General features: G+C 34.5%; 20 protein-coding genes. 11 read left to right on the top strand and 9 right to left on the bottom strand.

The features are described from left to right. Nucleotides 1-34 precede the first annotated feature (34 nt). The 4 genes from R2Q59_RS07005 to R2Q59_RS06990 are packed head-to-tail and all read right to left on the bottom strand — an operon-like array spanning nt 35 to nt 3,278. Nucleotides 35-1,027, bottom strand: coding sequence for a YihY/virulence factor BrkB family protein (locus tag R2Q59_RS07005; protein WP_316784701.1), 993 nt, complete (start codon nt 1,025-1,027; stop codon nt 35-37). 3 nt (nt 1,028-1,030) lie between these two features. After that, nucleotides 1,031-1,441, bottom strand: a complete 411-nt coding sequence (locus R2Q59_RS07000; protein WP_316784699.1) for a thioesterase family protein — start codon at nt 1,439-1,441, stop codon at nt 1,031-1,033. Continuing rightward, nucleotides 1,441-2,496, bottom strand: coding sequence for an endolytic transglycosylase MltG (mltG, locus tag R2Q59_RS06995; RefSeq protein WP_316767298.1), 1,056 nt, complete (start codon nt 2,494-2,496; stop codon nt 1,441-1,443). The genes R2Q59_RS07000 and mltG overlap by 1 nt, the downstream gene beginning before the upstream one ends. Nucleotides 2,497-2,504: 8 nt before the next feature. Next, nucleotides 2,505-3,278: a PASTA domain-containing protein gene (locus R2Q59_RS06990; RefSeq protein ID WP_316784698.1), complete on the bottom strand. Its 774-nt coding sequence runs from the start codon at nt 3,276-3,278 to the stop codon at nt 2,505-2,507. A gap of 119 nt (nt 3,279-3,397) precedes the next feature. Between R2Q59_RS06990 and R2Q59_RS06985 the strand changes: the two genes are divergently transcribed. Continuing rightward, nucleotides 3,398-4,381 (top strand): D-alanine--D-alanine ligase, encoded by a 984-nt coding sequence (locus tag R2Q59_RS06985; RefSeq protein ID WP_316784697.1) that lies wholly within the window; start codon nt 3,398-3,400, stop codon nt 4,379-4,381. Between the two features lie 391 nt (nt 4,382-4,772). Here the strand turns inward: R2Q59_RS06985 and R2Q59_RS06980 are convergent, their stop codons facing one another. Next, the gene (locus tag R2Q59_RS06980) at nt 4,773-6,197 is read right to left on the bottom strand and encodes an MATE family efflux transporter (protein ID WP_316784696.1); all 1,425 of its coding nucleotides are present in this window, start codon (nt 6,195-6,197) and stop codon (nt 4,773-4,775) included. Between the two features lie 280 nt (nt 6,198-6,477). Continuing rightward, nucleotides 6,478-6,897: an acyl-CoA thioesterase gene (locus tag R2Q59_RS06975; RefSeq protein WP_316784695.1), complete on the bottom strand. Its 420-nt coding sequence runs from the start codon at nt 6,895-6,897 to the stop codon at nt 6,478-6,480. A gap of 464 nt (nt 6,898-7,361) precedes the next feature. On the opposite strand from R2Q59_RS06975, the gene rpsO reads away from it, so the two are divergent. The 8 genes from rpsO (at nt 7,362) to R2Q59_RS06935 (ending at nt 16,336) form a co-directional block, all read left to right on the top strand. Beyond that, nucleotides 7,362-7,646, top strand: coding sequence for a 30S ribosomal protein S15 (gene rpsO / locus R2Q59_RS06970; RefSeq protein ID WP_131553977.1), 285 nt, complete (start codon nt 7,362-7,364; stop codon nt 7,644-7,646). A 111-nt stretch (nt 7,647-7,757) separates the two neighbouring features. Beyond that, complete coding sequence (gene pnp, locus R2Q59_RS06965; RefSeq protein WP_316784694.1) at nt 7,758-9,893, top strand: polyribonucleotide nucleotidyltransferase; 2,136 nt, start codon at nt 7,758-7,760, stop codon at nt 9,891-9,893. Nucleotides 9,894-10,356: 463 nt separating this feature from the next. Beyond that, nucleotides 10,357-10,536 carry a hypothetical protein gene (locus R2Q59_RS06960; RefSeq protein WP_316767282.1) on the top strand — a complete coding sequence of 60 codons (180 nt, stop codon included), beginning with the start codon at nt 10,357-10,359 and terminating at the stop codon, nt 10,534-10,536. A gap of 3 nt (nt 10,537-10,539) precedes the next feature. Next, the gene (locus R2Q59_RS06955; protein ID WP_316767280.1) at nt 10,540-11,025 is read left to right on the top strand and encodes a DUF6036 family nucleotidyltransferase; all 486 of its coding nucleotides are present in this window, start codon (nt 10,540-10,542) and stop codon (nt 11,023-11,025) included. Between the two features lies 1 nt (nt 11,026). Next, the gene (rpe, locus tag R2Q59_RS06950) at nt 11,027-11,698 is read left to right on the top strand and encodes a ribulose-phosphate 3-epimerase (protein ID WP_316767278.1); all 672 of its coding nucleotides are present in this window, start codon (nt 11,027-11,029) and stop codon (nt 11,696-11,698) included. 35 nt (nt 11,699-11,733) lie between these two features. After that, complete coding sequence (locus tag R2Q59_RS06945; protein ID WP_316784693.1) at nt 11,734-14,136, top strand: carboxypeptidase-like regulatory domain-containing protein; 2,403 nt, start codon at nt 11,734-11,736, stop codon at nt 14,134-14,136. A 101-nt stretch (nt 14,137-14,237) separates the two neighbouring features. Next, a complete protein-coding gene (gene serC / locus R2Q59_RS06940; protein WP_316784692.1) occupies nt 14,238-15,314 on the top strand; it encodes a 3-phosphoserine/phosphohydroxythreonine transaminase in 1,077 nt (358 codons plus the stop codon). A gap of 68 nt (nt 15,315-15,382) precedes the next feature. Then, complete coding sequence (locus R2Q59_RS06935) at nt 15,383-16,336, top strand: D-2-hydroxyacid dehydrogenase (protein ID WP_316767273.1); 954 nt, start codon at nt 15,383-15,385, stop codon at nt 16,334-16,336. A 204-nt stretch (nt 16,337-16,540) separates the two neighbouring features. Here the strand turns inward: R2Q59_RS06935 and R2Q59_RS06930 are convergent, their stop codons facing one another. The 3 genes from R2Q59_RS06930 to R2Q59_RS06920 form a co-directional block, all read right to left on the bottom strand. Next, complete coding sequence (locus tag R2Q59_RS06930; protein WP_316767269.1) at nt 16,541-17,074, bottom strand: hypothetical protein; 534 nt, start codon at nt 17,072-17,074, stop codon at nt 16,541-16,543. A 7-nt stretch (nt 17,075-17,081) separates the two neighbouring features. After that, nucleotides 17,082-17,366, bottom strand: coding sequence for an antibiotic biosynthesis monooxygenase (locus R2Q59_RS06925; RefSeq protein ID WP_316767267.1), 285 nt, complete (start codon nt 17,364-17,366; stop codon nt 17,082-17,084). A gap of 140 nt (nt 17,367-17,506) precedes the next feature. Continuing rightward, nucleotides 17,507-18,286 carry an S-adenosyl-l-methionine hydroxide adenosyltransferase family protein gene (locus tag R2Q59_RS06920; protein ID WP_131553968.1) on the bottom strand — a complete coding sequence of 260 codons (780 nt, stop codon included), beginning with the start codon at nt 18,284-18,286 and terminating at the stop codon, nt 17,507-17,509. Nucleotides 18,287-18,388: 102 nt separating this feature from the next. Here R2Q59_RS06920 and R2Q59_RS06915 point away from each other — a divergent pair, with 102 nt between their 5' ends. Continuing rightward, nucleotides 18,389-19,345, top strand: a complete 957-nt coding sequence (locus R2Q59_RS06915; protein ID WP_316784690.1) for a PhoH family protein — start codon at nt 18,389-18,391, stop codon at nt 19,343-19,345. A gap of 210 nt (nt 19,346-19,555) precedes the next feature. Continuing rightward, nucleotides 19,556-20,509, top strand: a complete 954-nt coding sequence (locus tag R2Q59_RS06910) for a phosphoribosylaminoimidazolesuccinocarboxamide synthase (RefSeq protein ID WP_316767260.1) — start codon at nt 19,556-19,558, stop codon at nt 20,507-20,509. Nucleotides 20,510-20,512: the final 3 nt, after the last annotated feature.

The raw sequence follows: 20,512 nt of genomic DNA, 5'->3' as shown, positions 1-20,512 counted from the left end.
AGATGCTAAGCGCCTAAAACAGAGCAATAAAAAATTACGTTTTGCTTAGTTTTTCATCAACAGGAGTTGATTTTTTGAACAGATTGAAGTTCGGTCTAATGATTTTTACGCTGCGTTTTGATAAATCTACACTTGCATTTAGCTCAAAACCTACTAATAAAATCAAAGAATTTAGATAAAGCCAAATCATTACAACAATTAAAGTACCGATTGAACCGTAGATTTTATTGTAAGAACCAAAGTTGTTGATGTAGAAAGAAAATCCCCAAATGGTTAAAAAAGCAAGTATGGTAGCAAACCAGGAACCAGCACTAAAGAATTTCCATTTTTTTGCATGGGCTGGTCCGTAACGATATAAAATGGAAACTGTGATGAAGTATAATGTGCCTAATAACAACCACCTAACCACATCAATTGCAAACAACGTAATACCACCTTTATAATGTAACTCTCTTTGCAGGTAGTTTAATACAATTTCGCCCATGGCCATTGCTACAATACACACAATAACAGATAAGGCAATTACGACCGTTAAAACTACAGCTACCATTCGTTGTTTTACCCAAGTTCTGGTTTCTACTACGAGAGACGATTTGTTAAAGGCAACCATCAATTTATGAACGCCATTGGTTGCAAAAAACAAGGATAATACAAAACCCACAGAAAGTAAGCTGCCGTTTTGAATGTTTACAATTTCAATGATTGTCGTTTCAAAAGCTAAATAAGCATTATTTGGTAATACTAAAGCCAACAAATCCATCAGGGTGTCCTGAAAACCGATGCTTTTTGGTATGTAAGGAATTAAGGTAAACAAGAAAATGATGGCAGGAAAAATTGCCAGCATAAAGTTATAGGATAATGATGAAGCCTTGTTTACTAAAGCTTCTTTTCCTATCTCTTTGAAAAAGAATGTGGCAACTGTATAAAGTGGTAGAGGGCTAAAACCAGGCAATACACAAACTTTTGTCCACTCGATAAATAACGAATAGATTCTGAGTTTTAATAACTGTTTATGTACCCAATTCATTTTTTATATAAAGTATTGCCTTACGTTCTCCATAAAATTTGGAGGTGGTTGGCAAGGTCTTCTTGTTGATTTATTTACAAATACTAAAACCGTTTTACCTATATTAATTAACTCATTTGCCTCATTATAAATTTCATAATCTACAGTTAATTTTATAGAAGGTTTTTCCTTAACAATAGATTTGATGGTTAATGTTTGATTATATAATGCTGGCTTTAAAAATTTAGATTGCATCTCCAAAATCGGCAACATTACTCCTTCAGCCTCCATTGTTTCGTAGGTCATGCCAGAACAAGCTTCAAAACATTCGGTTCTTGCAACTTCGTAATATTGGGCATAGTTACTATGATGAACAACACCCATTTGGTCGGTTTCTACATAGCGAACCTTAACTTTGCTTTCAAATACAAACATTATTTATAGATATTACGTTTGTTCATTGCTGCTCTATATTTATTCGCATTAATCTCATGTTGTTCTCTTGTCTCTGCAAAAGCATGATAACCAGAGAAATCCTCCTTGGCACACATATAAATATAGTTGTTGTTTTCTCTGTTAAGAACGGCGTCAATTGCATTGATACTTGGCATCATGATTGGTCCAGGAGGCAAGCCAGCATATTTGTAGGTGTTGTATCTAGAATCTAGAGCCAAATGTGAGTTAAGCACACGTTTAATGGTAAAATCATCATTTGCAAAAATCACTGTTGGGTCTGCCTGCAATAAGATACCTTTATTTAAACGATTTAAGTATAAACCTGCAATGGTTGGCATTTCTTTGTCGTAAAGTGCTTCGGAATCTACAATAGAAGCTAAAATTGAAACTTGAATAGGCGTTAGGTTTAATGCTTTTGCTTTGTTTTTACGCTCTTCAGTCCAGAATTTGTTGTATTGTTTTACCATTTTCTCAAAAAACTCTGTCGGACTTACATTCCAATACAATTCGTAGGTGTTAGGAATGAATAGGGTATAAACATTTTCTGTCGTAAAGCCATATTTTTCTACCAAAGCTGCCGAATCTAATACTTTAATGAAAGACAAAGAATCGGCTTCCATATTTTTAGCTAAGTAAGCCGCAAAATTTTCCTTTTTTCTAATATTTTGAAATTTCAGTTTCACCGCATCCTGATTACCTGCCTTTAACTTATTGATTAGGGTACGGTTATTCATTCCTTCCTTTACAGCATAACGCCCAGGCTTTAGGCTCTTCGGCAAGTTCATCTTTTCTGCGGCCTCTTTAAATGCGTCAGGATTTTTCAATATGCCTTTTTCCAATAAATTGTGCAAAAAACCATCATAATCCATACCTGTTTTAACGTAAATGTATTTCTGGTTTCCTGTGATGTTTCCTGCTAAATAGGTTTTATAAATATTTAAACCAAAATACCCGCCTACAGCCAAGGCAACTAATATAATGGCCAATATAATTTTTGTGCTTTTTTTTGCTTTTTTATCGTGTTCTAAAATCATTTTTAATACTAATTTTTTGGTTTGTTTGAAAGGGTAATGTTTACAGGTGTGCCAATTTTAACTTTTACTAAGGTGTCTGCCACTAAAGGGAATTGGGTTACTACAATCGCAGTAGCAGAATCTGTTACTGGACCTTCCCAAGTTATAGTTCCTAGGGTTAACATAGAACCTCTTAACGCGAACTTGGCTTCATCAATTGTAAAGCCTTCTAAATTAGGTAGTTCTATATCTTCTGCGCCTCTTCCATCGCCAAGTGTTAAGTTAATTCTAGAGCCTGTCGGTAAAACTTCACCACTTCTAATTAATTGACCACCAAAATAAGCTTCTAATACTACATCTTTAGCAACATCAGGTTTGTAAGTGGTATCGCCCAATTTTAATCTATAGCTTTCTAAAATGGCTTGTGCTTCTCTTAAGGATTTATTCTCAATATCTGGGAATTTTACATTTGGCGCTTGAGCTGTATTTATAGTCAGGTAAATAGTTCTGTTTCCTTTAACAAAAGTATTGGCATCAGGGTCTTGGTCGGTCACAATCCCTGGAGGTTTATCCATTACATAAACAGAGTCTATTTCATAACGTAAACCTAAATCTTCTAATTTACTTACAGCTTGAGCCAAAGGCAAGCCTTTTAATTCTGGTACATTTAAACCTTCGCCGTGTTTGGTATAATATCTTAAACTAAAAAAGGCAATTAATAAAATACCTATAACGGTACCAATTGCCGCAATGAGATTGTTTCTAAAAGACTTTGTTTTAAGGTAGGCAATAAAGTTGCTCATTTATTTTTCTCGTGATAGATGTATAACGTTCAAATTTAGTTTAAAAAAATATTTTATCTCAATTAAAATCAAATCTGCATCAAACTAATTTATATTTTTGGATGTATATTTTTAATAACATGAAGAAAACTATTGCATTATTAACTGGCGGAACTACTGGAGAATGGGTTGTATCTGTTAAAAGCGCAGCTACCATTGCTCAAAATCTAGATTCAGATAAATTTGAAGTTTATAAAATAATGCTAAACGAAAGTGGCTGGTTTTACGAACCAGCAGACTCTGTTAAAGTAGCGATTGATAAAAACGATTTTTCATTAACCATTGCTGGCCGTAAAATTAAATTCGATGGTGTTTTTATTGCCATCCATGGTTCCCCTGGTGAAGATGGAAAATTGCAAGGGTATTTTGATATGATTGGCTTGCCATATACAACCTGCAATGCTTTAACATCTGCAATTACGATGAATAAAGGCTATACAAAAGCAATTGTAAATGGAATAAAAGACCTAAATGTTGCCAAGTCGGTACAGATTTTTAGAAACACAAGTTTCGACATCACTAACATTAAGGCTGAATTAAAATTGCCTTATTTTGTTAAGCCAAATAGTGGCGGTAGCAGTATCGGAATGACAAAAGTTAAGCATGCTGATGATTTGGAGCCTGCTTTAGAAAAAGCTTTTAAAGAAGACGACCAAATTTTAATTGAAGAATTTGTAGAAGGTCGAGAGTTTTCTGTCGGTGTTTTTAAAGCGAAAGGCGAAATAAAGGTTTTACCTGCTACGGAAGTTATTCCATCAAATGAGTTTTTTGATTTTGAAGCAAAATATACACCTGGTGCATCCGAAGAAATTACGCCTGGGAGGATGACAGATGAAGAGAAAAATAGGGTAGAGGAAGTCGTTAAGGCGGTTTACGAAAAATTGAATTGTAACGGTGTAGTGCGTATAGATTACTTTTTAGAACACGAAACAGGTAAATTCTTTTTTATAGAAATTAATACCATTCCCGGACAAACCATCACTAGTTTTATTCCTCAACAAGTTGCCGCTTACGGTATGCAATTAAAAGATTTTTATACGCAGATTGTAGAAGAGTCTATTTAATTAGGTTATTACACTGAACAAATATTTTTCTTTTTTTTGAAAATGAAAGGCAGTGGTTCTTAGCTAATAAAGCCCTGCTTTTCGTTGCAATCTTTTTCCTTAAATCCCTGAAGAGTGCTTTGGAAAATGGATTTCCACTGCTCCCGATAGCTATCGGGACTGGTTTATAAACAAAGTTTTTGCATAAACCTTTGCACAATTGCTATTGTAAGCTTGCATAGAAAACTTGCCAAGAACTACTGGCTTTGTTATATAAACCCCTGCCTGCCGGCAGGCAGGCGACAAATGGCGGGGCTATAATTGCCATAGCACACTGGCATTGTTTTTCAAATCTAAACGCCTAAAAAAAGGAATCCCAAGCAATATTTACTTGAGATTCCTTTTTAATTTTCTAAACCACTTTATGCTTCCATTTACCTTTTTTAAATAAGATAAAGGCAGCTAGCGTAATTCCGACCTCTGCAGTTGGTACAGCAATAAAAACACCTGTTGGGCCTAAATCTAAGTACTTAGCTAAAAAGTAAGCAAAAGGAATTTGAAAAAGCCAAAAGGCAATTACGTTTATCCTCGTTGGTGTCCAAGTATCGCCAGCACCGTTAAATGCACTTATTAAAACCATCCCAACTCCATAAAGTACAAAACCATAACTTAATGTCCTTAAAGCTTCAACTGCAACTTTTTTAATTGCTTCATCATTAGTGAAAAATGAAGCGAAAATTGGTCCACAGGTTAAAAATAACACGGTAACTGTTGCCATGAAAATGGTGGTATATTTCATTGTTGTAAAAACAGATTTTTCTGCTCTATCCATATGCCCAGCACCCATATTTTGCCCAACTAATGTAGCTGCAGCATTACTTAAGCCCCAAGCAGGCAACATAAAAAACATCATTAAACGTAAAGCGGTCTGATAACCAGCAGAAGCATTATCTCCACCAGTTGTTGCTACTAATTGCGCTAAAAATATCCAACTACATGAAGCAATTACGAACTGCAAAATGCCCGGAGCAGCAATTTTAATAATGGCTTTCATTTGTTCCCAATGAGGTTTAAAATAAGCTAACTTAATTTTAAGTGAACTATTTCCTCGTACTAAATGGAAAATCTGATAACTCACTCCAATTCCTCGACCTAAAGCCGTAGCAATTGCAGCACCAGTTAGACCGAAAGCAGAAATTGGACCTAAACCCCTAATAAATAATGGACACAGAATACAATTTGCAATATTGGCAATTAATAAACTTTGCATGGCGATAGATGCATTGCCAGCACCTCTAAAAATACCATTGATTAAAAATAGAAGCATAATTACTGTACTACTTCCCATCATGATTTTAACAAAAGTTGTTCCTTGTGTTGCTGTTTCTTCTGATGCGCCCATTATCAACAAAATATTCTTCGCGAATATTACGCCTACAACACTGATGATTACATTGATAATCATGGCCAAAACAATGGTTTGCATGCCAGCTTTTGCAGCAGCTTCTGGATTTTTTTCTCCAATTCTACGAGCAACAACAGCGGTTGCTGCCATACTCATGCCAATTGCAAGAGAATAAATAATGGTAAGTACAGATTCTGTTAAGCCTACTGTTTGCATGGCGTGACCACTGTTAGGTAAGTGACCTACAAAATACAAATCAACCAATGCAAAAATTGATTCGAAAATCATTTCTAGCATCATCGGGATTGCTAACAGCACAATTGCTTTTCTGATACTGATAGCTGTATAATCAGTTTCTTTGCCAATAATTGCTTGCCATAAAACTGAAAAAAAATTAGAAAGACCACCCTTGGTCTTAGAAGATTGTAACATTTGAAAAATATAAGATATAAACCATAAGATGCTTATTGTTTTAAGCATCAATTATTTGATAAAAGACTGTGGATTTAGCTGTTAACAGCCAAATTTTCCCCTCGATACTATCATGGTTCAATAGAGTTTGATGTTGCAAAAATATAAAATAAATTTAAAGAGAAAAATTTAACTTGATTATCAGTTTGTTAGGCTGACATTGGAGGTGTTATAGTTTAACGAGGTACGTTAGTAAATTATATAGTTATGTTTAATCATCCTAAAGCGACGAAGTCAACATCTAAATACTATAAGCTTTAATCATTTCGTCAGTAACCTTGCAAGAACGTTGAGTGGTTAAATCTATCATTACATATTCAAAAATCCCATCAGAAGATACTTTTCCGGTAGCTTTATTGATGATTTCGAATTGAACATTACTTCCTTTTTCGTTCATTTCTAAAATGCCTGTTCTTACCAACATTTGGTCGCCTAGTTTCAATGGGCGTTTAAAGTTGATGATAACTTTTGCTACAACCCAACCAAAACCTTGTTCCGTAAAAGTTTGCCAGCTCATTCCGTAAAATTTATCCATTTGCTCATAACGAGCAGCCAATACATAATCAAGGTATTTGCTGTTATGCACATGGTTAAACATATCTATATCGTCTGGACGAACATTTAACTCTGTTTCGAAGATGCTGAATTGATTTTTTTCCATCGTTGCAAAAGTAAACGATTTTATGATTTAGAATGTCAAAATAATGCATTTTCACCGTCGGCTCTCCGTCAAGTCACCGTCGGTTTACCGTCGAAAAGCCTATATCGACGGTCAACCGACGGTATACCGAGCTTATACGGACGGTTAAAGGTTGTGTGAAATTCCATTAGATGTTTGGGAAACAAGCCCTTTAAAAGAACTTTTACCTTTGTTAAATAAACCCCTGCCTGTCCGGCAGGCAGGCGACTTAGCGAGATGCCGCCTTCACGGCAGAAGCTAGGGCGGCACTGTAATAACCTAAAGACTTACTGTTTCTGATTTTCAAATCTTTAACTTAAAAGTAGACATCGGATGAAAATTGGAAAACTGCATATATCCATCCGATGACAGCACTTGTTTTTATACTAAACTTACCTTATCTTTGCGCTCAATTAATTAATTATAAACTTTAGTACCATTCAAGAATGTATTTAAGTCCAGAAAAGAAAGCCGAAATCTTTAAACAACACGGCGAAGTAGAAACCAACACTGGTTCTGCAGAAGGTCAAGTAGCGTTATTTACATACCGTATTGCGCACTTAACAGAACACTTAAAGAAAAATCGTAAAGATTTCTCTACTCAGTTGTCACTTCAAAAATTAGTAGGTAAACGTCGCGGTATTTTGGCGTACTTATTTAAAAAAGATATTAATCGTTATCGTGCTATCATCAAAGCTTTATCGCTTAGAGATATCATCAAATCGGTGTAATGTTAATAAAAGCCATTCTTTTAGAGTGGCTTTTTTTCGTTTAATACTCGAAGAAAATATATATAAACTCGATCTGTTCGAAAGAGGAAAAGCAGATCACAACAATTAAATATGAATGTAATAAAAAAATCGTTTGATTTAGGCGATGGAAGAATTGTAGAAATTGAAACAGGTAAATTAGCTAAACAAGCTGATGGTTCTGTTGTAGTTAAAATGGGAGATACCATGTTGTTAGCAACAGTTGTATCTACTGTAGGTGCCAAACCAGGTACAGATTTTTTACCATTATCGGTAGATTATCAAGAAAAATATGCGGCTACTGGCCGTATTCCAGGAGGATTTTTACGTCGTGAGGCAAGATTATCTGACTATGAAGTGTTAATTTCTCGTTTGGTTGATAGAGCTTTACGCCCTATGTTCCCTTCAGATTATCACTCTGATACACAAGTAATGATTTCATTAATCTCGGCTGATAAAGATATCATGCCAGATTGTTTAGCTGGTTTAGCAGCATCTGCAGCTTTATCAGTTTCTGATATTCCTTTTAACGGTCCAATATCTGAAGTACGCGTAGCTAAAATTGATGGCAAATTGGTAATCAACCCATTAGCTAGCGAATTAGAACGTGCAACTTTAGAATTTATGGTTGCTGGTTCGGCTAACGATATAGGTATGGTTGAAGGTGAGTGTGATGAAATTCAAGAAGACGAGATGGTTGAAGCTTTAAAATTTGCACATGCTGCAATTAAAGTTCAATGTGCTGTTCAAGTTGAATTAACTGAAGCTACTGGCAAAACTGTAAAACGTGAATACAACCACGAAGATCACGATGCTGATTTAAAAGCTAAGGTTTACGCTGATACTTACGATAAAGTTTACGCAGTTGCGAAATCTGGTTCTAATAAAGATGAGCGTAAAGTTGGTTTCACTGCAATTATTAATGATTTCTTCGCAGCAATGCCAGAAGATACTGCAGATTTAACTAAAGCAATGGCTAAGCATTATTACCATGATGTGCAGTACGATGCAATTAGAAATCTTTTATTAGATGAAGGAATTCGTTTAGACGGGCGTAAAACAACTGAAATTCGTCCAATTTGGAGTGAAGTAGGTTATTTACCTGCAGCTCACGGTTCTGCAGTATTTACTCGTGGCGAAACTCAATCTTTAACATCGGTTACTTTAGGTAGTAAAGACGATGAGCAAATGATTGACGGTGCTTTCTTTAATGGTTACAATAAATTCTTATTACACTATAATTTCCCTGGTTTCTCAACTGGTGAGGTTAGACCTAATAGAGGTGCTGGACGTAGAGAAATTGGTCACGGTGCTTTAGCTCAACGTTCGTTGAAAAAAGTGTTACCAGAAGGAGCAGAAAATCCATACACTATCCGTATTGTTTCTGATATTTTAGAATCAAACGGTTCATCATCAATGGCAACTGTTTGTGCTGGTACTTTAGCATTAATGGATGCTGGTATTAAAATCAAATCTCCGGTTTCTGGTATTGCAATGGGTTTAATTACTGATGAGAAAACTGGTAAATACGCTATCCTTTCAGATATTTTAGGTGATGAAGATCACTTAGGAGATATGGACTTTAAAGTAACAGGTACTAAAAATGGTATCGTTGCTTGTCAAATGGATTTAAAAATCAACGGTTTATCTTACGATGTGTTAACTAAGGCTTTATTACAAGCTAAAGAAGGTCGTTTACATATTTTAGGTGAAATGGCTAAAACCATCGCTGCACCTAATGAAGATTTAAAACCACACGCTCCACGTATCGTTTCTTTAAGTATTGATAAAGAATTTATTGGTGCGGTAATAGGCCCAGGCGGTAAAATCATTCAAGAAATGCAACGCGAAACTGGTGCATCTATCTCTATCGAAGAGGTTGGTAACAAAGGTATCGTTGAAATTTTTGCTGATAACAAAGCTGCAATTGATGCTGCCGTTGCACGTATCAATGCAATTGCTGCTAAACCAGAAATTGGTGCTACTTACCAAGGTAAAGTGAAATCTATCATGCCATTTGGTGCATTCGTAGAAATCATGCCAGGTAAAGATGGTTTATTACACATCTCTGAAATTTCATGGGAGCGTTTAGAAACTATGGATGGCGTTTTAAAAGAAGGCGATAAAATAGAAGTTAAATTGTTAGATGTAGATAAACAAGGTAAAATGAAACTTTCTCGTAAAGTTTTGTTGCCAAGACCTGAAAAACCTACAGCTCCACAAGCATAACCCCTAAATTCCCTAAAGGGAACTTTAATATACTAACCCTTTCAGTTTTACTGGAAGGGTTTTTGTTTTTCATGTTTGTCATCCAAGACTTGTACCGATTTTACATCGGTAGCGATAGCGAAGAATCTAATAGAGAGATTCCTCGTGCCTCGGAATGACAAAATTTGATTAATGGAAATTAGACCTTATCGGTTTTTTGAAAGATTTTTTGTTTTTTAGATTTGTCATTCAGAGCGAAGCGAAGAATCTCGTTTTACTGTTATCATTTTTTGAAAAGCAATTTTAGCGTTTTATAGCAATGGTAGTCTGGCTTTTCGCTGTATCTTTTTAAATTGTTCGCTTCGCTAAAAAACAATTTAAAAAGGATGCCGCTGCAATCCAGTTTATTTAAATAAGGTTTGCTAAAATTTTAAGCTTGTCATTACAAAGTTCCCTACTTCTTTTGTAACTTGCATATATTGATATGAAAAGCAAAACTAACATAGTTGAAGAACCATTAGCTGATTATAAAAAAGCTGAAGAGGACTTATTGCTTAAAGCTTTATCCAGTTCTTATACAGAGCGTTTTCATACCATGGCAAGGCTAATGAAAATGAACGTAATATTGAAATCTGCGAAGATTATCCATAAAAAAATGGATTAATTTATGGATGTTTTTGATGATGAGATACTGAAATTATGGCGCTCACTTTTAGATAATAAGGTAGAGTTCATAATGATTGGGGGAGTAGCTACAAATTTACATGGCTTTCATCGTACAACTGATGACATTGATATTTGGATAAAAGATAGCCTAGAAAATAGAAAAAACCTAAGAAAAGCTTTTAACTCGTATGGATTAGGAGATTATAAATTGTTAGAAACAATGGAATTTATTCCAGGCTGGACCGATTTTCATTTGGATAACAGTCTAAGAATGGATATAATGACATCTGTTAAGGGGTTAGAAGAATATGGTTTCGATAAAAGTTTTGAATATGCTTCAATTGCTACAATTTATGATTTAGAAATACCATTCTTACATATCAACCAATTAATTGAAGCTAAAAGAGCTGCAAATAGACCAAAAGACCAAATTGATATTATTGAACTTGAGAATATCAAAAAATTAAGAGAAGATACAAACCAATAAAATGAAACACATCATAGCTCCATCTATACTCTCTGCTGATTTTGCTAATCTGCAACGCGATATTGAAATGATAAATAATAGCGAAGCTGATTGGTTCCATGTGGATGTGATGGATGGTGTATTTGTGCCGAATATTTCTTTTGGTTTCCCTGTATTAAAAGCTGTTAAAAAGTATGCTAAAAAACCATTAGATGTTCATTTAATGATTGTAAATCCTGAAAAGTACATTCAAGAATTTGCAAATGGAGGTGCAGCTATCATTACCGTTCATTACGAGGCTTGTCCGCATTTACACAGAGTGATACAAATGATAAAAGCCGCTGGTTGTAAAGCTAGTGTGGCGCTTAATCCGCATACTCCTGTAGGTTTGCTAAAAGATATTTTGGCAGATTTAGATATGGTTTTAATCATGTCGGTAAATCCAGGTTTTGGCGGACAGCAATTTATCCCTCAATCCTTAAATAAAATAACAGAACTGAGGAAGCTGGCTAATGAAATCAACCCGAATTTAATAATTGAAGTTGATGGAGGAGTAAGCGTTTCAAATACAGCAAGTTTAATAAAAGCCGGTGCAAATGCCTTTGTTGCTGGTAATGCCATTTTTGCAGCAAGCAATCAAATCCAAATGATTGCTGATATGAAAAATATCGATGTAAGCTTACAAGAAATTTAATTAATCTTTAAATGTTGAGGGCTTATCTGTTAATCTTGACTTTACTTTTGAGCTTTACTTTGGTAAATGCTCAACCTTTGATTAGGGTTACAGGTAAAATTCAAGATTTAAAATTTAACCCGCTACAACAAGTTACAGTTGCTGTTTTAGGTCAGCAAGAAAGTACATTAACAGCCGAAGATGGCAGTTACACCATCTATTCTAAAACTACTTCATTTACGCTTAAATACAGTTTGCTAGGTTATAAACCTATCAATATAAAAATCAATGAAAAGGTTGCTGGACGTATCATTAGAGATGCCATTTTAGTACCGAATATTAACGAATTAGAGCAAGTTACTGTAACCAACAAACAAAATCAGTTAAGTAATACAAGCACCATTAATATTGCTGATTTATCTTCTTTACCATCCGTCTCCGGTAACTTTGAAGCCATTTTAAAAACACTTCCTGGAGTTTCGACTAATAACGAATTAAGCTCCCAATATAGTGTTAGAGGCGGTAATTTCGATGAAAACTTAATCTATGTAAATGATATTGAGATAAGTAGACCAATTTTAATTAGAAATGGTCAGCAAGAAGGTTTAAGTTTTATAAATGGAGATTTAGTAACCCGTGCAAAATTTTCTGCAGGAGGTTTCGAAGCTCGATATGGAGATAAGTTATCATCGGTTTTGGATGTTAAATATGATAAGCCCGATAGCAGTCAATTGGTGTTAACTACAGGTTTTTTGGGAACATCTTTAAGCTCTAAATATGTGGCTAATAAAAGTTTTCTTTTATTAGGACTAAGATATAAAAACAATAGTAGTGTATTAAATAAGCAAGATAACAAGGGTAGTTATAATCCAAATTTCGGTGATGCTCAGCTTCTTTATCAGTATAATTTTTCTGATAAATTTAGTTTAAGCGGATTGGCAAATTTTAATCTCGGGCAATTTAAATTAGTGCCAGAAGATAGGGAAACGCAGTTTGGGACATTAGACACTCAACTTAGGTTAAATATTGCTTACAATGGGCAAGAAATTGATAGCTATAGAACTGCAGGTGGTGCAGTAACTGCTATTTTCAGTCCGAAACCTAATGTAGTTATCAAATGGATAAATAGTTATTTTAATACAAAGGAGAGAGAAAGATTTGATATTGAGGGAAGATATATTTTTGATGAATTAGAAACTGGCTTTGCATCAGGGGGTTTTTCTACAGTTCGAGTAAATAGAGGGATTGGGACATACTTAAATTATGCGAGAAATAGTTTAAGTTCTCAAACATTTAGCTCGGAAATTAAGGCCGACCAAAGTTTTGAAAATCATACTTTTTCTTGGGGTGTGAGGTTTGAGCAAAATAAATTTAAAGACGACTTAAATGAATACCATCTAACAGATTCTGCGGGTTATATTTTGCCATACGACTCAAAGAAGTTCTTCTTAGAACAGTCAATCAAAATATCCAACAATGTTGATATAGATAATTACACAGCATATATCCAGGACAGTTATAACATTGCAAAAAATACAGACTTGCAATTAGGAGTGAGGGCGAGCTACAATTCATTGTCGGAGCAAATTTTAATAAGCCCGAGGTTGTTATTAGCTTATAGACCAACCAGTAACAATAAAATTTTACGTTTCTCCGCTGGTGTTTATCAGCAACCGCCAACTTATAGAAGCATAAGGGCTTATGACGGAATTTTAAACCTTAATCAGAAAGCACAACGTTCTTATAATACATCTGCAGGTTTCGATTATGCTTTTGATGGATTAGGAACGCGATTAAAATTTAGCTCGGAAGTTTATTTCAAATACATAGATAAATTAATTCCTTATGTAATTGATAATGTAAGGGTTAAATACTTATCGTCCGAAACCGCAAAAGGAAGAACTTTAGGTGCTGACTTTAGCATAGGGGGAGAGTTTGTGAAAGACTTGGTTTCTTATTTTAGGCTATCGTTTATGAAAGCTGAACAAGACATCTTAGGTGATTCTTACTACAGCGGTCAAAATTTAGTTTTTCCAGGTTATTTAAAAAGACCTACAGACCAAAGGGTTAATTTCTCAATGTTTTTTCAAGATAGGTTGTTAAAAAGCCCTACTTATAAAGTGCACTTAAATATGCTTTATGGTTCTCGTTTGCCACTTGGTTCTCCTCAAAGTGACCATTACACTGATAATTTTCAAATTCCAGCTTATAAACGAGTAGATATTGGTTTTTCTAAAGATTTTTTAGACGATTATGCACTAAGAAAACCAAAATTATTAGATAAATATTTTAGTTCGTTCATCGCTTATTTCGAAGTCTTTAATTTGCTCAATATCAATAACACAGTATCTTATTTGTGGTTAAAAGATGTAGACAATGTTCAATATGCTGTGCCTAACTATTTAACAGGCCGACAGTTCAATTTTAAATTAATTTTAAAGTTCAAAAACCATCAATAAGTCCTACTAATTTACTAGATTTACCATCATAAACCGAGCTTGCGAGCTCATTAATGCCTTTAAAGAAAAATTGAACAACAATTAATAAAACTTAATATATAATGAGACATAATTTTGGTGCAGGCCCTTGTATTTTACCACAAGAGGTATTTAAACAAGCTTCTAGAGCTGTTTTAGATTTTAAAGACGGTTTATCAATTTTAGAAATTTCGCATCGTAGCCCTGAATTTGAGGAAGTGATGGCAGAAGCTAATAAATTGGTAAAAGAACTTTTAAATGTACCATCTGGATACTCTGTTTTATTTTTACAAGGTGGCGCAAGTTTGCAATTTGCAATGGTTCCAATGAACTTATTGCCAGAGGGAAAAACAGCTGCTTATTTAGAAACTGGTGTTTGGGCAAACAAGGCGATTAAAGAGGTTAAAAATTTTGGAAAAGCAAATGTAGTTGCTACCTCTAAAGAAGCTAATTTTACTTTCATTCCTAAAGATTACGAAATCCCAGAAGATAGTGTATATTTTCATTACACTTCAAATAATACCATCTACGGGACAGAATTGTTCAATCTACCAGAGACTAACGTTCCTATAGTTTGCGACATGTCATCTGATATCATGAGCCATGTAATTGATGTCTCTAAATACGATATAATCTATGCTGGAGCTCAAAAAAACATCGGCCCTGCCGGATTAACAATTGTAATTGTTAAAGATGAAATTTTAGGCAAAAGTGGAAGAGCAATTCCATCTATGTTAGACTATGCATCTTACAAGGATAACGATTCAATGTACAATACCCCACCTGTATTTTCAATTTATGTGGCTATGCTAAACTTAAATTGGTTAAAATCTAAAGGTGGCATTGCCGAAATTGAAAAAGAAAATAAAGCAAAAGCTGATGCTCTATATAAAGAAATAGATAGAAATCCATTATTTAAAGGAACTTGTGCTGTTGAAGACCGTTCTAGAATGAATATTTGTTTTGTAATGGAAAATCCTGAACTAGAAAAGTCATTCTCCAAATTTGCCGATGATAATGGTTTTGAAGGATTGAAAGGGCACAGAAGCGTTGGTGGATTCAGAGCATCAATGTATAATGCACTTCCTATTACCAGCGTTCACGCTTTAATAGATTTAATGCAAACTTTCGAAGAAAATTATAACAAAAGCAATAAGTAGTTTAATTAAGTTTTGGAAGGTAATTGCTGTAAAAACAATGTCCTTCCAAATGAAAACATAAAAAAGATATGATTAAGATACTTGCCAACGACGGCATAGACCCAATTGGGAAACAATTATTAGAAGATGCAGGTTTTCAGGTTGATACACAAACAATTCCTCAAGACCAATTAGCCGAAGCATTATTAAATTACGATGCAATTACTGTTCGTAGCGCAACTAAAGTTAGAGCAGCATTAATTGATGCTTGTCCGAATATCAAATTAATTGGTAGAGGTGGTGTTGGAATGGATAATATCGACGTTGATTACGCTCGTGGTAAAGGTGTAAATGTAGTAAATACACCAGCTGCTTCATCTTTATCAGTAGCTGAATTGGTTTTTTCACATTTGTTTACTGGTGTTCGTTTCTTGCAAGATGCAAATCGTAAGATGCCAGTAGAGGGGGCAACCAAATTTAACGATTTGAAGAAAGCTTATGCAAAAGGTATCGAGCTAAGAGGCAAAACAATTGGTATTATTGGTTTTGGTAGAATTGGAAGAGAAACAGCAAGTGTAGCTTTAGGTTTAGGAATGAATGTTTTAGCTTATGATTTATTTCCATTTAGCGGCAACATTACTTTAAACTTGCAAGGAGGAATTAAAGTAGATATTCCTGTACAAACTGTAAGCTTAGCTGAAGTTATTGCACAGAGTGACTTTATATCATTGCATACACCATTTGCAGATAAGCCAATTTTAGGCGCTGCAGAATTTGATGCAATGAAACCAGGCGTAGGAATTGTAAACTGTTCTCGTGGTGGTACAATTGATGAAGAAGCTTTAATTAACGCTTTAGATTCAGGTAAAGTAGCTTTCGCTGGTCTAGATGTTTTCGATAACGAACCAACGCCGTTAGCTGCATTATTAACTCACCCAAAAATATCTTTAACTCCTCATATTGGGGCTTCAACTAATGAGGCTCAAGAAAGAATTGGAACTGAATTGGCTAATTTAATTATTGACCATTTTAAGAAAGACTAAAGACTAAAGACCAAAGCAAAAAGACTAAAGCGTAATTGTAACCTCCTAGGTGCTTTAATCTTTTTGCTTTAAGCTTATTATTCGAGTGAATTCATCAAAGCCCAATATTTAAAACCTAAAACCGCCTTTTGAAATGTGGTTAATTTCATTGGGTCTTTCTTGTAGTAACTTGGCAGTAAAACCTTATTCAACTTTACTAAGAGCTTAAATGCTTGTTTTTTCATATCGCTTTAGCAATTTAATCTTTTGATATAAAACATAAGCTAATGCAATACAGCCAATTAAAAAGATAAACATAAAAATATGAGCAATGCTACTTGCGCCTTCTGCTTTAGCTAAATTATCACTTAGTGTCTGATTTTGGTCTTGTAAATCTTTGATTGTCTTTCTATAGTTTAAAATACTTTCCGAAGTTGTATTTACTGCGGTTTTAACTTGCTCAACCTGCAAATCCTTGTAGTCTAATAAAATCTTAAGTTCCTTAAAAATATCATTATCATTTAATGCTATCTGTCGTAGAATTTCATTTGAGTTTCTAATATCTCTTTTAGTTTGAAAACCGAAAATACCCGTCCTAGCATTCAAGCTAGCATCATATTGCCCGAAATTTGCACTTCTTTGAGCCAGTAATGCATTTATTTTAGCACGCTGAATTTCATACGCAGACGTATCTTGTGCATTTATTTTTAAAGTTGATAAAATGATTAGCGTTAAAAAAAATAGTTTTTTTATCATCATGATGTTTTTATTGTTCTAATAAACTCCAAGCTTCGGCTTTACTACTGAAATTTGGTCTAACTTTTGCCCATGTTTCTATAAACAAATTAGACTTTCTATAGTTTTCTAAATCATCAGCACTTTGCCATTTACTGATCGTAAAAAAGATGGTTTCATCCGTTTCGTGTTGCAATAACTTAACACCTTTGCATCCCTCAAAATTTGATATCAATAGTTTGATGTTGTTAAATAGAATCTTAAATTCATCAACATAAGCAGGAGTGAAGTGCATTTTTACAATACGAACTAGCATATAATATATTAAGTTAATGTCAGTCTGAGCGAAGCTGTCCCGATTTCATCGGGAGTCGAAGACCTTTAATTAAACACTTCGACTACGCTCAGTGTGACTAACATATATGCTTTGGTCTTTCTGCTTTAGTCTTTTACCTTTTAAGGATGAAACTCAACCCTTACAATATCGCTTAGATGTAGGCCTAATAAACCACTAGCTTTGCCTTTGTTAATGGCAATTTCTAAATGGTTACTAATACCAAATAAACACAGCTTTTCTCCCTCTGGAACTTCGTTATAATGCCAGCTTAATTGAGTGATGGTTTCGCTTTTTCTAAAGTACAGAGTGAAGTCTCTATTGCGTTGTATCTTGGTAAAAAGGTCCTTAGTAATATTTGTAATTACATTACAAAAAGTATCAATATAAATTACGCTTCCTCTTATGATATCTCGCTCTATAACAGGATGTAGAAGCATCCTTTGCTCAATATCTCCTGTAGGTACGCCAATCTCTTTTAATTTGCCACCTTTAGCTAAATGAATGGCCGCTTTTACAAAAATATCTACTAATGGAAAGTGTAAATATTTTAAATCTTGCATGATATTTAACTCCACTAATTCATCAGGAGCTTCATCCAATAATAAAGAAAATATCCCGTTATCGGCACCAACAAAATAGTGGTCTTTATAACGCAAGGCGATGTATTTTGTATTCTCGCTAAATACCGAATCAATACCAATTAAGTGAACTGTATTTTTAGGGAAATATGGATAAGCATTCTTTAAAACAAAGGCAGCATAAGAAATATTAAATGATGGAACTTCATGGGTAATGTCGACAATATTAGCTGTAGGCAAGATATTCAGGATACTACCTTTCAAAGCAGCCTGATAAAAATCTTTGGAACCTAAATCTGTTGTTAAAGTTATTATCGCCATTAAAAATTCAATATTTATTCTTATTCTTGTGTATAGGCAAATCGCCTACAAATATTCAATTTTTAAATCAAAATATACACTCCTAAATAAAAATACAATATTTTGAACGAACTAAAGCTAACATTAGAAACAACAGACCAAGTACAATTTTGGGGTGCCAACAATGAGCATTATGAGTTAATCAAATCTGCTTTCCCAAAATTAAAAATTGTAGCAAGAGGAAATGACGTAAAAGCGTTGGGCGATGAGGCTGAGCTTAAGGCTTTTGAGCAAAAGTTCGAACAACTAGTTGCTCATCTTGAAAAGTACAGAACGCTTTCACATAACGATGTAGAAGCTATTTTAGGTTCTAAAAAAACTGCTGCAAAACCTGATGATGCTCCAACGGCAGCCAATACAGGTGAGGTTATCGTTTTTGGGAATCATGGCTTAATGATTAAAGCTCGTACAGCTAATCAGCGTAAAATGGTTGATAGCATAGGTAAAAACGATGTGCTCTTTGCCATCGGCCCTGCCGGAACTGGAAAAACCTATACAGCTGTAGCTTTAGCAGTAAGGGCTTTGAAGAATAAGGAAATCAAAAGAATCATTTTAACGAGACCAGCTGTAGAAGCGGGAGAGAGCCTTGGATTTTTACCAGGCGACCTAAAAGAAAAGGTAGACCCATATTTACGTCCACTTTATGATGCTTTGGACGACATGATTCCGCCAGAAAAACTAAAACTATACTTAGAAAACAGAACTATCGAAGTAGCGCCTTTGGCATTTATGCGTGGGAGAACTTTGGATAACTGTTTTGTGATTTTAGATGAGGCACAAAACTCGACAGATTTGCAATTAAAAATGTTCTTGACCCGTATGGGGCCAACAGCAAAATTTATTGTAACTGGTGATGTGACTCAAATAGATTTACCTAAAAAAGCACAGTCTGGCTTGCATAATGCGCTTCGTATTTTAGAAGAAATTAAAGGCATAGATATCATTTACTTAAATGGAGATGATGTGGTAAGGCATAAATTAGTTAAAGCAATACTTAAAGCTTACGGAGATATTCAGTAAGCACAAATTTTTTAGAGAGATCCGAAGAAAAGAATGTAAGTTTTTTCTTCGGATTTTTTGTTTTAAAGCTAATACTTTGGACTTCTTCTTTCCGACTTTTGCTCTTTGTTTTAAGTTAAGTCCTTGATAATGTATTAAACACAGTATTTGCAAAGGAAGTCTCATATCTCATATCTCACATCTCATATCTTTTTCATATTTTTATACCCGATGAAAGCAATCAAAGAAACCCATTTTAATTTCCCGCAACAAACCAATTTTTATAAAGGTAAAGTGCGTGATGTTTATACGATAGACGACCAATTGATGGCAATGGTTGTAACAGACAGGATATCAGCATTTGATGTTGTTTTGCCAGAAGCAATTCCGTTTAAAGGACAAGTTTTAAATCAAATTGCTGCTAAATTTTTAGCTGCTACAAAAGACATCGTTCCTAACTGGGTTTTATCCACACCTGATGAAATGGTTACCATTGGCAGAATATGTGAGCCTTACAAGGTTGAAATGGTAATTAGGGGATACTTAGCTGGTCATGCTTGGCGTGAATATAGCGCAGGTAGACGAAGCGTTTGTGGGGTTGAATTGCCAGAAGGACTAAAAGAAAACGATAAGTTACCTACACCAATTATCACTCCAACCACAAAGGCTGCTGTTGGCCATGATGAAGATATTTCTAAACAAGATATTTTAGCAAAAGGAATTGTCTCTTTAGTTGATTACGAAAATTTAGAGAATTATACCCAAGCTTTATACAAAAGAGGTACAGAAATGGCCGCAGAGCGAGGATTGATTTTGGTTGATACCAAATATGAGTTCGGTAAAGTTGGCGATACGATTTATTTGATTGATGAAATTCATACGCCAGACTCATCTCGTTATTTTTATGCTGATGGTTATGAAGAAAGACAAAACAATAATGAGCCTCAAAAACAATTGTCTAAAGAATTTGTACGCAAATGGTTAATTGAAAATAATTTTCAAGGTAAAGACGGGCAATTTATTCCTGAAATGACACCAGAGATTGTGAATTCAATTTCAGAGCGTTACATAGAATTATACGAGCAAATTGTTGGCGAAAAGTTTGTTAAAAACCCATCATCAAGTATTGTAAATAGAATAGAACAAAATGTGATAAATGCTATTAAGGATTTATTATCAAATTAATAA

The organism is Pedobacter frigiditerrae, from assembly GCF_032678705.1.
Taxonomy (GTDB): domain Bacteria; phylum Bacteroidota; class Bacteroidia; order Sphingobacteriales; family Sphingobacteriaceae; genus Pedobacter; species Pedobacter frigiditerrae_A.
This window is presented reverse-complemented; position numbering and strand designations above follow the sequence as displayed.